This window comes from Mycobacterium sp. (assembly GCF_046330795.1).
Taxonomy (GTDB): Bacteria; Actinomycetota; Actinomycetes; order Mycobacteriales; family Mycobacteriaceae; genus Mycobacterium.
The window spans coordinates 951,686-963,706 of sequence record NZ_JAXLSA010000001.1; the positions used below are offsets into that span (position 1 = coordinate 951,686).

Here is a 12,021-nt window from a genome sequence, read left to right on the forward strand (position 1 = left end):
ATCACCCTATGTGCAGCGGGTCGATCTGGACGCGCACCGGCACATTCTCCCGACGCGCGCTGAGGACGGCCGTCGCGCGGCGCAGGGCGGCGGCCAGCGCCAGGCCCTGCCCCCGCGGAACCCGGACCAGCATCCGAACCACCTCGAGCTGCGCATCGACGCCGGCGGGCCGGCGCACCCCGACCGGCAGGTCCACCGGCCCGAGCACCTCGACATCCCCGGCGAAGCGGCACTCCCGCAGCAACCCGTCGGTGGCCGCGGCCGGTCCGTCCAGCACCGCCAGATGCACGGCGGGTGGCAGACCGACCTCGGCCCGGGCATCCAGTTCGGCCTCGGCGTGCCCGACCGGATCCCACCGGATGAGTGCCTGCACGGTCGGGATGGCCGACTCCGCGACCACGGCGACGACTCCGCCGTCGGCGCGACTGCGCACCAGGGCGGCCGCCGACAGCCAGCGCCGCAACGTGTCCTCGGCGGCGCGCAGATCCTGCCGGCCCAACAACGCCCAGCTGTCGAGCAGCAGTGCCGCGCCATATCCCGACGGTGCCCGCGGCTCGGCGCCGGGCGTCGCCACCACCAGCGCCGGGCCCGCACCGATCTCACCGACCATCGACTCACCCGACGACGTGACAACCTGCGCCCCGGCGAACGCGCGACCGAGTTCTTCGGCCGTGCGCCGGGCGCCGGTCACCACCGCGCGCACCTCGGCCGAACCGCAGCGCGCACACCGTAGGGCGGCGTCGGCCCGCCCGCACCACCGGCACTGCGCCGAACTACCGGCCGCGCTCAGCGCCAGCGGCCCTGTGCAATGCCGGCAGCGGGCAATGTTCCGGCACCGGTTGCAGGCCAGCGACGGCACGTAGCCGCGGCGCGGTACCTGGACCAGCACCGGATGGCCGTCGGCCAGGGCCTGCCGGGCCGCCCGCAACGCCACCGACGGCAGCCGGGCGGTGCGCGCCGCGGGGTCCCGCTCGTCGGCGTAGCCACCGTCGTCCAGCGGTACGACACGCGGCGCGCGGGCCCGCACGGTCTGCCGGGTGGCCACCACGTCGTGCGCCCAGCCGCTGCGGACCAGCGCCTGTGCCTCCGCGGTGCGGGCGTACCCGCCGATCAGCGCCGCGCAGCGCAATTGGTGCGCGCGCAGCATCGCCACTTCGCGGGCGTGCGGGTAGGGGGCCCGCGGTTCGGCCAGCGTGTCGTCGCCGTCGTCCCAGACGATCACCAGGCCCAGGTTCTGCACCGGTGCGAAAACCGCACTGCGGGTGCCGATCACCAGGCGCGCCTGCCCCCGCAGCACGGAGAGCCAGCGCCGGTAGCGTGCCGCGGGCCCCAGCCCGGCCGAGAGCGCGACGACGCCGTCGGGGCCGCAGCGCGGCAGCGCACTGGCCGACAGCGCGTCGACGTCCCGCTGATCGGGAACCACGACGAGCACGCTGCGCCCGCCGCTGATGGTGGCGGCGGCCGCCTCGGCCAGCCGATCCGTCCATCGCTCACCGGGCAGGGCCTGCCAGATGGCCCGGGCCGCCCGCCCGGAGTGCAGCGCGTCGAGCAGCTGGCCGCCTCGGGCATACGAATCCCAGCCCGACACGTCCGGCATCGGAAGATCGGCAAGTATTGGTGGCGAAACACTTTCACGTTCCACCTTGGCGTGCCGCGGTGGCACGGCCAACCGCAGCACATCGGCGCGGGTACCCGCGTACCGGGCCGCCACGGCGTCGACCAGGCGGCGCACATCCCCGGTGAGCACCGGCTCCGGCGACACCACCCGGTCCAGCCAGCCCAGCCGACCGTCGTGGTCGGTGTCGTTGCGCCGTTCCAGCACGAACGCGTCCACCAGTCGGCCGTGGAACCGCACCCGGACCCGCACCCCCGGCTGGGCGTCGTCGGACTGCTCGGCGCTCACCAGGTAGTCGAACTCGCGATCCAGGTGCGGCACACCGAGCATCGGCAGCACCCGCACGATCGGCTCGTGCTCGGCCGCCTGCCGCTCGGTGGTCACGTGGACGGTGTAGCAGAACCGACCGACGAACGCCGGAAGATCAGGCCCGCGACGATCAGCACCATCGCGGCCGCGTACGCCCACCAGATCGGCACCGCCAGCGCCTGGTCCCGCCGGATGAACTCGCTGATCCCGATCATCGCGTCCGAAACGGCGAAGCACAGCGCCCCCAGCGCCGTCCACGGCGTGGGCAGGCGCGCCAGCAGCGCGGAACCGACCATCGCGGCCAGCACCAGCATGTAGACGGTGACCGGAACGGTCAGGCCGTCAGCGGCCAGATGGGGCCAGAACCACACCAGCAGGCCGACACACGCCGCCACCACGACGGCACCCAGGACCACCCGCGGCCGGGTCGGCGCGGCCAGCGGCAGCAGCGCACCCAGGAAGCACAGGTGCGCCAGCAGGAACGCCGACAACCCGCCGACGAACGACGGCGGCCACCACGGGATCGCCAGCAGGAAATCGCCGGCCGCGGAGAACAGCAGCGCGGGCAGCAGCCAGCGACGCTCCCGGGCGATGGGATGGGCCAGGACGGCGACCGCCAGCAACACCGCCATCGCCGACTTCAGCGCGGGCTGGGCCCAGAACTGACCCGTCAGCGCAGCGCCCGGGGCCACCCTGGACCAGATGGCGACCAGCACGACCCCGTACACCGCGCCGACGACGGCCGCGGCCAGCCACCACCTGTGCATCTGCCGAAGGTACTGCACGCGCGCGCCCGCGCCGGCGGGCGCCGCACCTATGGTGAATGCATGACACGCCCGGGCATCGATCCCGTCATCAAGAAGGTCATGGACGCCGTACCGCTGGAATTCTCCATCGACGACGGTGCCGTGGTGGCACGCGAACGGCTGCGGGCCGTCAAACCGCCGGCCGAATTGCTACCGCAGATGCGCATCGAGGAACGCGTCGTCGGCCACGGCGACATCGACGACATTCCGGTCCGGATCTACTGGCCGCCGATCGAGCAGCACAGCGACCTGCCAGTGGTGGTCTTCTACCACGGGGGCGGCTGGTGCATCGGCGACCTGGACACCCATGACCACGTCGCACGCGCCCATGCCGTCGGCGCCGAGGCCATCGTGGTGTCCGTCGACTACCGGCTGGCTCCCGAACATCCGTATCCGCAGGGCGTGCAGGACGCCTGGGCTGCCCTGCAGTGGGTCGGCGAGAACGTGACCGACCTCGGCGGCGACCCGAAACGCATTGCCGTTGCCGGTGATTCGGCCGGCGGCAACCTGTCGGCGGTGATGGCGCTACGGGCCCGGGACAACGGCGGGCCACCGCTGATCTTCCAACTGCTGTGGTACCCCGTGGCCGTCGGCGACCTGTCCCTGCCGTCGTTCACCGAGAACGCCGGCGCGCCGATGCTCGGCGAGGACGTCAGCGCCGCGTTCCTGCACTGGTACGTACCGGACTTCGATTTCGCCGACCCGGGGTCGCTGCCCACCGACCTGGCACCGGCCAACGCGGAATCCCTGGCCGGGTTGCCGCCCGCCTACATCGGCACCGCCGAACACGACCCGTTGCGCGACGACGGCGCCAAGTACGCCGAAATGCTCACCGCCGCAGGCGTTCCCGTCACACTGAGCAACGAGCCGACGATGATCCACGGCTACATCAGCCTGGCACTGGTCTCGCCCGTCGCCGCCGAGGCGTTCGACCGCGGCCTGGCCGCCCTGAACCGCGCTCTGCACCCCGGTGTGTAGACTTTGCTGACCAACCATCGTGCGAGTGCCGATGGGGACATCACCCGAGGGCGAGCTGTGTCGGAGTGGCCTTTCGTGGCACGGTCCGAGGAGTTTCGGGTTGCGTTGGGGGCGCTGGTAACTCACTCGGAGCACAGTGGTGTCATCCTGCGGGGCGATGGCGGTGTCGGCAAGACCACCCTGGCTCACCTGTTGGCCGAGCGGCTGGTCGCCGACGGCTGGAACAAACGGACCGTGCTCGGCACCAAGACCGGCCGCGCCGTGCCCCTCGGCGCATTCAACCCGGTGGTCTTCATCGAGGACGCCCGCGAGCCCGCCGTTATGCTGTCCACGGCATACCGCGAACTGGCCGCCGGCGAGAAGACGCTGCTCGTCGTCGACGACGCCCAGTACCTCGACCCCCTGTCGGCCCTGCTCGTCTCACAGCTCGCGATGGGCGGCCGGCTGCGGCTGATCGTCACCTGCCGCTCGGGGGAACCCGTGCATGACGCCATCGCCGCGCTGTGGAAGGAAGACCTGCTACAGCGCGTCGACCTCGAGCCCTTCAGCCGGTCGGAGACCGCCGAACTGGTGTCGTCGGTGGTGGACGGCGAGGTCGACGACCTGGCCGTGGACCGGCTGCAGCACCTGTCCTCGGGCAGCCCGCTGATCCTGCGCGGGCTGGTCACCGCCGCCCTGTCCGACGGCGCCCTGGCCCAGCGCGACGGCCGGTGGGCCATGAATTCCGAGTTCCACTTCGACCCCGACCTGACCGAGGTCGTCGAGTCACAGCTCAACACGCTGACTCCGGCACAGCGCGAGGTGGCCGAGATCGTCGCGACCGCCGAGGTATTGGACTGGCGGATCCTGCGCGAGCTGTGCGACAGCGAGGACATCGCCGGCGCCGAGCGCGCGGGTGCGGTGCAGGTGGTCAGCGACGGCACCCAGACCCTGGTCCAGATCGCCAACCCCATCCTGGGCGAGGTCATCCGCCAGCGGTGCGGGCTCGCGCGCACCCGGGTGCTCAATACGATGCTGGCGCAGAGCTTTTCGAAGCACCTCGAGCGCACCCGGGCGGTATCGGGCACGGAGCGCACCGACGTGCGCACCACCATCCAGCTCGCGCAGTTCACCATCCACAGCGACAACCCGGCCGACCTCGGACTGGTGGTCAGCACCGCCGCGAGTGCGGTCACGATGGCCAACCTCACCCTCGGCGAGGAACTCGCCCGGTTCGCCTGGGACCAGGGTGGTTCCATCGACGCCGCCATCGTGCTGGCCGACTCGCTGGCCTGGCAGGGCCGCGGCCCCGAGGCCGAGGCGATCCTGGCCGCCCTGGACCCCGACGGCACCGACATCTGGGCCACCCTGCGGTGGGGCGGCGTACGCGCGGCGAATCTCTTCTTCGGTTGTGGCCGACCCGACGCGGCGCGTGAGGTCCTGGCGACGGTGAACCGGCGCGTTCCCCCGGGCCAGGACATGTATGCGATGGCCGCCATCGAGGCGGCGTTCGCCTTCTTCGGCCGGGATCTGCCGACCGCCGTCGCCGTCGGTCAGGACGCCCTGGGTTCGGAGATCCTGCCCACCGCGGCGGTGTGGGCGGCCCTGGCCACCGGGGGCGCCCTGGCCCTGTCCGGCAGGTTCGCCGAGGGCATCGACGTCGCCGAAATCGGTTCCCGCGCAGCCGAATCCTGCGAGTCCGGGCCACAGCGCTACGCGCTCGGCTTCATCGAGATCTTCGCCCTGACCGGCAGCGGCGACCTGGCGGCGGCCGAACAGGTGTGCCAGCACTACACCGCGATGACGTCCGGGGTGCCGCAGGCCGAGGCCATCGTCGCCGCGCTCAACGGGCGGCTCCAGCTCGCCCAGGGCATGCTCGCATCGGCGTGCGAACAGCTGCAGCGCTCGCTGTGGGCGATGTCCGGCTCGCTGCCACCGACCTGGGTGATGCTGGTGGCCGCCTGGCTGGCCCAGGCCGAAGGAGCGCGCGGCGACGCCGAAGCCGCCGCCGCGGGACTGGCCAAGGCCGAGGAGGCCAACGGACCGCACGTCGCCGTCTTCGAGCCCGAGCTCGCCCTCGCACGGGCCTGGGTGTGCGCCGCCGGCGGTCAGACCACCACGGCACGTGAGCACGCGGTGTCGGCGGCACGCATCGCCCGGGCCGCCCAGATGCACACCATGGAGATCGCCGCCCTGCACTGCGCCATCCGGCTGGGCGACCGCTCACAGGCCGCGCGGCTGGGCCAGTTGAGCCGGCTCGCACCCAGCCTCATGACGACGGCCGTGGCGGCCCACGCCCGCGGTCTGGGCGACCGCGACGGCGATGTCCTCGACGACGCGTCCCGGCAGTTCGAAGGATTCGGCGCCCTCGGGCTCGCCGCCGACGCCGCCGCGCACGCCGCGGGCGAGCACGACCGGGCCGGAGCGCGTGCGAAGGCGTTCGAGTCGTCGTCCCGGGCACAGCGGCTGGCCACCCGCGGCAGTGTCCACACGCCCGCCCTGGATGCGCTCGACACGCCGCTGCCGATCACCGAACGGGAACGGGAGATCGCGACACTCGTCGGTGACGGCCTGACCAACCGGCAGGTCGCCGACCGGCTCGGGGTCTCCGTCCGGACCATCGACGGGCACCTGTACCGGATCTTCGGCAAGCTCGGGATCGACGACCGCGACCAGCTGGCCCAGCTGATCCGCGCCGGCCGGCACCCGGATGGTCGTTGAGGTAGGTACCTACCCCAACGCGGCGCGCTGACCGGGGTAGGACGCCCGAAAGCCCAGACAGCGATGCGAAAGCGCTGAGAAACACCTGATAACGGGACCCGGAGCGGCGATTTCAAGGCTCGACGGGCGACTTCCGGGTGCGCCGGCCGCCGCCGACCACGCCCTTTTCGGGTAGTCGCCTACCCTAGCCGCGCTTGCGTCGACCTCCGGATACTGGATACCAACAGCGGCCCTCACCGAGGCGGGCCGAGAAAGAGAAAGGCAGGCCACCCGATGGCTACCACCACCCTGAACCGGACCGTCATCGCCGCACTCCACGCGGACGCCGAAGCCCATCCACACGAGATCGCGGAGTCGGCGCTGTTCGACATGATCCTGCGCGCCGAAGGGCTGCAGATCGACGGCTTCGAAACCGATACCGTCACCATCGCCCACGCGGCATAACCGCGTCACGCGCATCGCGCGCGAACAGACGGAAAGGGCCCCTACTCCATCCCGGAGAGGGGCCCTTTCCGTCTGTTCGTCAGGTCGGTCAGACCGATCCCCATTGTCCGACTCCTCAACGGCGCTCGTCCCTCGCGCCGCATCGTCGTCAGACCGACGCCTTGAGCTCCTCGACCTTGTTCAGCTGCTCCCACGGCAGATCCACATCCGTGCGTCCGAAGTGGCCATACGCCGCGGTCTGCGCGTAGATGGGGCGCAGCAGGTCCAGATCGCGCACGATCGCACCGGGGCGCAGATCGAAGACGCTGGTGATGGCCTTCTCGATGCGGGCCGGGTCGACGGTCTCGGAGCCGAAGGTCTCGACGAACAACCCGACCGGGGCGGCCTTGCCGATGGCGTAGGCGACCTGCACCTCGACCCGCTCGGCCAGGCCGGCGGCGACGACGTTCTTGGCCACCCAGCGCATCGCGTACGCAGCCGAGCGGTCCACCTTCGACGGATCCTTGCCGGAGAACGCACCGCCGCCGTGGCGCGCCCAGCCGCCATAGGTGTCGACGATGATCTTTCGCCCGGTCAGGCCGGCGTCACCCATCGGGCCGCCGACGACGAACGTGCCGGTCGGGTTCACCAGCAGGCGGAAGTCCGAGGTGTCCATCGTGTCGTGGCCCAGGTCGGCCAGCACGGTGTTGACGACCTTCTCGCGGATGTCGGGGGCCAGCGTCGCCTCCAGGTCGATGTCGGCGGCGTGCTGGGTGGACAGCACCACGGTGTCCAGCCGCACCGGCGTATTGCCCGAGTATTCGATGGTGACCTGGGTCTTGCCGTCCGGCCGCAGGTAACCAAGGATGCCGTCCTTGCGGACCTTGGTCAGCTGCCGGGACAGCCGGTGCGCCAGCGCGATGGGCAGCGGCATCAACTCCGGGGTGTCGTTGATGGCGTACCCGAACATCAGGCCCTGGTCGCCGGCACCCTGCGAGTCCAGCGGGTCCTTCTCGCCCTCGACCCGCGCCTCGTAGGCCGTGTCGACACCGACCGCGATATCCGGGGACTGCGCGCCGATGCCGATGTTGACACCGCAGGTCGCGTAGTCGAAGCCCTTGTCGGAGTGGTCGTAGCCGATCTCCTTGATGCGGTCCCGGACGATCAGCGGGATGTCGGCGAACGCTTCCTTGGCCGACGTGGTGACCTCACCGATGACGTGCACCTGGCCGGTGGTCACCGCCGTCTCGACCGCGACGCGCGACTTCGGGTCACCCGCGAGCAGCGCATCCAGGATGGAGTCGCTGATGGCGTCACAGATCTTGTCGGGATGTCCTTCGGTCACCGACTCACTGGTGAACAGCCGACCACTCACGTTGCAGTTTCCTTCCGGATAAGAGGCAAATCTTCGTTCATCGAAGCACAGGGCAGAACACGGGACGTCAATCGCCCCGGACGATGCTCGCGATCGCATCCACAATACGGCTGGCCATCAATGTCTTCGACCCGAGCTCCAGCGCAGCCTCGGTACCGTCGGCCGACAGCAACCAGCCGGCATTGTTGTCGACCTCGAACGCGCGGCCCTCGCCCACCGCGTTGACCACCAGCAGATCGCAGCCCTTGCGGCGCAGTTTCGCCCGGGCGTGGAACAGGACATCGCCGTTGGCGTCGCCCGTTTCGGCCGCGAAGCCGACGATCGCGCGCATGTCGGGCAGCTGACCGGCCGCCCGGGACCGCACCGCCCCGGCCAGCACGTCGTCGTTGCGCAGCAGGTCGATGGTGCTGGGTTCGCTGTCGGCACCCTTTTTCATCTTCGTGGTTGCAACGTGGGCGGGCCGGAAGTCGGCCACGGCGGCGGCCATCACGAGGACGTCGGCGTCCGGGGCATGCTTGGAGACCGCGTCGGCCAGCTGGGCGGCCGATCCGATGTGCACCACCTCGACGCCGGCCGGATCGGCCAGCGCAGCGGTGTTGCCCGCGATCAGGGTCACCTCGGCGCCGCGCTGGGCGGCCACCCGGGCCACCGCGTAACCCTGTTTGCCCGAGCTGCGGTTACCGATGAACCGGACCGGATCGAGGGGTTCGCGGGTGCCGCCGGCGCTCACCAGCAGCCGGATTCCGGACAGGTCGTACGGCAGGGCGTCGCCGCGCTCGAGCAGCAGCTCGGCGAAGGCGGTGATCTCCTCGGGCTCGGGCAGCCGGCCCGGACCGGTGTCGGCGCCGGTCAGCCGGCCGGACGCCGGTTCGAGGACCACCGCGCCGCGGCTGCGCAAGGTGGCCACGTTGGCGCAGGTGGCCGGATGCTGCCACATCTCGGTGTGCATCGCGGGCGCGAACAGCACCGGGCAGCGCGCGGTCAGCAGTGTCGCGGTCAGCAGGTCGTCGGCACGGCCGGCGGCGGCACGGGCCAGCACGTCGGCGGTGGCCGGCGCGACGATGACGAGATCGGCCTCCTGGCCGATCCGGACGTGCGGAACCTCATGGACGTCGTTGAAGACCCCGGTATGGACGGGGAAACCGGACAGCGCCTCGAACGTGGCGGCGCCGACGAACTTCAGCGCCGATTCGGTGGGAACCACCCGCACCTGGTGGCCCGCCTCGGTCAATTGGCGGACGACCGAGCAGGCCTTGTAGGCGGCAATGCCGCCGGCGACGCCGACGACGATGCGCTTACCGGTCATGGGCGGCGCGGTTCCCGGCTACTCGCCCTCGGTGTGCTCGAGGAGGTCGCCGTGGATCTCGCGCATCGCGATCGACAGCGGCTTCTCCTGCAGGCCCGGCTCGACCAGGGGACCGACGTACTCGAGGATGCCGTCACCGAGCTGGTTGTAGTAGTCGTTGATCTGGCGGGCGCGCTTGGCGGCATAGATGACCAGCGCGTACTTGCTGGACGCGCGGTCGAGCAGCTCGTCGATCGGCGGGTTGGTGATGCCCAGCGGAGTGTCGTAGGAACCGATGCCATCGGCTGCCGAATCGGCGGGCAGGGTGTCGGCGTGCGAGTTGGTCACAGTGCGGTTCTCCGGGGTCTCTCGAATTTCGTGGGGGTCTCAGGGGCAGTTCTGGTGGGCCGTCTCAGGGCCTGGGCGGCGGTTCCGGACGCCATCAGGGCGCGTCGGGCGTAGTTCCCACCAGCAAGGATACCAATTCAGCGCAGGCAGACTCCAATTGGCTGTTCACGACGACCACGTCGAAGTCATCCTGGGATGCCAATTCGGCGCGGGCGGTGGCCAGCCGGCGTTCACGCACCTCAGCGGTCTCGGTACCGCGGCCGAGCAGGCGCGCTTCCAGGGCTTCCCAGCTCGGCGGTGCCAGGAACACCGCCACCACCTCCGGCAGGGCCGCCTTGACCGCCCTGGCCCCGGCGAGGTCCACCTCGATGAGAACGGGGCGACCGGCGGCCATGGCCTGCCGAACCGGCTGCGCAGGGGTGCCCGAACGATGCAGACCGCCGTGAATTTCCGCCCATTCGAGCAGTTCACCGCGGTCGATCAGATGGGAGAAGGCGTCCGGCGTCACGAACTGGTAGTCGACACCATCGATCTCACCCGGGCGGGGTGCCCGGGTGGTCGCCGAGACGCTGAAGTACAGGTCGGGGACGCGTTCGCGCAGACAGCGAACGACCGTCGACTTCCCGACCGCGGAGGGACCGGCCAGCACAACCACCCGGCCGTGCCGGTCCGGTCCCCCGTCAGCGATCGCGGACCTCTCTCAGGAGGGGTCGAACTTTTCCAGCAGGGCCTTGCGCTGACGATCGCCCAGGCCGCGCAGGCGGCGGGTGGGAGCGATCTCCAGCTCGGTCATGATCTCCTGGGCCTTGACCTTGCCGACCTTGGGCAGGGCCTCCAGCAGAGCGGAGACCTTCATCTTGCCCAAGACCTCATCGGTCTCGGCATCCTTGAGGACCTGCTTGAGGTTGGTGCCGCCGCGCTTGAGCCGATCCTTGAGCTCAGCCCGTGCACGACGCGCGGCAGCAGCCTTCTCCAACGCAGCTGCACGCTGTTCGTCGGTCAACTGGGGAAGTGCCACGGTTCCTCCGTCTCATTGCGATTTTCGGTGCTTGTTGGGGTGTTCCCGCCGAAGGCTATCGGCTCCCTCGGACATTCCCACCGCAACGCTGCACCGATCTTTACTTGTCTCGGCCGGGGTACTCCAGCCAGCGACGACGACCGTACCCAGGCTGACGGACGAAATCTAACCCCACCCCCTGCTTTCCTCGGCGAAGACCCAGCGTGTAGGGCTCCGGGAAATCCGTCGGCACTCGCGCACCCGATTGCGCCAACAGGTCCCCCGCGACGCCGACCGCCACCGCCGGGCGCGCTGAACATGCAGTTCAGAGGCCGTTTAGCGGGTTGCCGGGCAACTCCGTCGAACGTCCCGGGTCGCCGTCGCGGACGCGTCGGGACGTCCCAGGATGGCCGCCGAATCGGCCCAAAGTCCCCGCGGCGTGTCGCGCGTGTCGGGATCGGCCGCAACACTGCTGGAAGTTCTCAGGTTGTCGATATGCCTGGCACAGGTTCGGTCCTTAGGTTGGGTATCGATGCGGCTGGTTCACCCGGCTCCCCCCAACCGGCAGCCAACCGCAGATGTGCGCCAACCCCCCGACCCGGCGCGCTGCAAGGGCCGACGGAGCATTACTCCGCCGGCCCTTTGCACGTCTGCCCCCGGGCGCATATCCAGGCCTGATCCTGTTGTTACCAAACGGTTTTCGTCTCGTAGTTGCCCCGTACCCGGATGCACAGCCGGCGCCCAGTGCGGGCACGGCGCCGACCCAGAACCGGCCCATAGCGTCGCTCGGTGTGGGGATCGACCCCACGAATTCGACCGAACGGAGTTGACCGGATGAATATCAGGCGCATCGCGTGCGCATCGACGCTCACCGCAGGAATCGGACTCGCCGGACTGCTCGGCGTCGGCATCGGCACCGCCGGCGCCGATCCCGGCCAGCCCTGCGGCGCCCCGAACGCCCCGCAGTGCCAGAACCATGATCCGCACGGTGATCAGGGCCGGCAGGGCAATCAGGGCCCGCAGTGGCAGCCCGACGCACCGGTCGACTGGCAGCACCGCGGCATTGACCAGGGCCGTCAGGATCACCAGCCGTTCACGTGGAACGGCCAGCGCGTCGAACCGCTGCGGGCCGGCAACGGCGATGGCTGGGGCTTCTGGTTCCTGGGGCAGTGGATCCGGCTCTGA

11 protein-coding genes are annotated in these 12,021 nt (G+C 70.4%); 4 read left to right on the forward strand and 7 right to left on the reverse strand.

The genetic code is table 11. The annotated features are described in order from the left end of the window. Window position 1 precedes the first annotated feature (1 nt). Window positions 2–1,999, reverse strand: coding sequence for a primosomal protein N' (locus tag U0R18_RS04470; protein ID WP_526366329.1), 1,998 nt, complete (start codon window positions 1,997–1,999; stop codon window positions 2–4). Next, window positions 1,996–2,691, reverse strand: a complete 696-nt coding sequence (locus tag U0R18_RS04475) for a lysoplasmalogenase family protein (protein ID WP_526366331.1) — start codon at window positions 2,689–2,691, stop codon at window positions 1,996–1,998. The genes U0R18_RS04470 and U0R18_RS04475 overlap by 4 nt, the downstream gene beginning before the upstream one ends. Window positions 2,692–2,751: 60 nt before the next feature. Between U0R18_RS04475 and U0R18_RS04480 the strand changes: the two genes are divergently transcribed. From U0R18_RS04480 to U0R18_RS04490, 3 genes are all read left to right on the forward strand, one after another. Continuing rightward, the gene (locus U0R18_RS04480) at window positions 2,752–3,708 is read left to right on the forward strand and encodes an alpha/beta hydrolase (RefSeq protein ID WP_526366333.1); all 957 of its coding nucleotides are present in this window, start codon (window positions 2,752–2,754) and stop codon (window positions 3,706–3,708) included. A gap of 75 nt (window positions 3,709–3,783) precedes the next feature. Then, window positions 3,784–6,408 (forward strand): helix-turn-helix transcriptional regulator, encoded by a 2,625-nt coding sequence (locus U0R18_RS04485; RefSeq protein WP_526366335.1) that lies wholly within the window; start codon window positions 3,784–3,786, stop codon window positions 6,406–6,408. A 273-nt stretch (window positions 6,409–6,681) separates the two neighbouring features. Continuing rightward, window positions 6,682–6,852 carry a hypothetical protein gene (locus U0R18_RS04490; RefSeq protein ID WP_526366337.1) on the forward strand — a complete coding sequence of 57 codons (171 nt, stop codon included), beginning with the start codon at window positions 6,682–6,684 and terminating at the stop codon, window positions 6,850–6,852. 148 nt (window positions 6,853–7,000) lie between these two features. Here the strand turns inward: U0R18_RS04490 and metK are convergent, their stop codons facing one another. From metK to mihF, 5 genes are all read right to left on the reverse strand, one after another. Continuing rightward, the gene (gene metK, locus U0R18_RS04495) at window positions 7,001–8,206 is read right to left on the reverse strand and encodes a methionine adenosyltransferase (RefSeq protein WP_526366339.1); all 1,206 of its coding nucleotides are present in this window, start codon (window positions 8,204–8,206) and stop codon (window positions 7,001–7,003) included. 67 nt (window positions 8,207–8,273) lie between these two features. Next, on the reverse strand, window positions 8,274–9,512 hold the full coding sequence (coaBC, locus tag U0R18_RS04500; RefSeq protein WP_526366341.1) for a bifunctional phosphopantothenoylcysteine decarboxylase/phosphopantothenate--cysteine ligase CoaBC: 1,239 nt from the start codon (window positions 9,510–9,512) through the stop codon (window positions 8,274–8,276). An 18-nt stretch (window positions 9,513–9,530) separates the two neighbouring features. Then, window positions 9,531–9,839 (reverse strand): DNA-directed RNA polymerase subunit omega, encoded by a 309-nt coding sequence (gene rpoZ, locus U0R18_RS04505; protein WP_526366343.1) that lies wholly within the window; start codon window positions 9,837–9,839, stop codon window positions 9,531–9,533. Between the two features lie 94 nt (window positions 9,840–9,933). Further along, entirely contained in the window at window positions 9,934–10,527 is a 594-nt protein-coding gene (gene gmk, locus U0R18_RS04510; protein ID WP_526367425.1) for a guanylate kinase, read from the reverse strand. Window positions 10,528–10,539: 12 nt separating this feature from the next. Continuing rightward, window positions 10,540–10,857 carry an integration host factor, actinobacterial type gene (gene mihF, locus U0R18_RS04515; RefSeq protein ID WP_099022083.1) on the reverse strand — a complete coding sequence of 106 codons (318 nt, stop codon included), beginning with the start codon at window positions 10,855–10,857 and terminating at the stop codon, window positions 10,540–10,542. Between the two features lie 813 nt (window positions 10,858–11,670). On the opposite strand from mihF, the gene U0R18_RS04520 reads away from it, so the two are divergent. Continuing rightward, window positions 11,671–12,021: a hypothetical protein gene (locus U0R18_RS04520; RefSeq protein WP_526366346.1), complete on the forward strand. Its 351-nt coding sequence runs from the start codon at window positions 11,671–11,673 to the stop codon at window positions 12,019–12,021.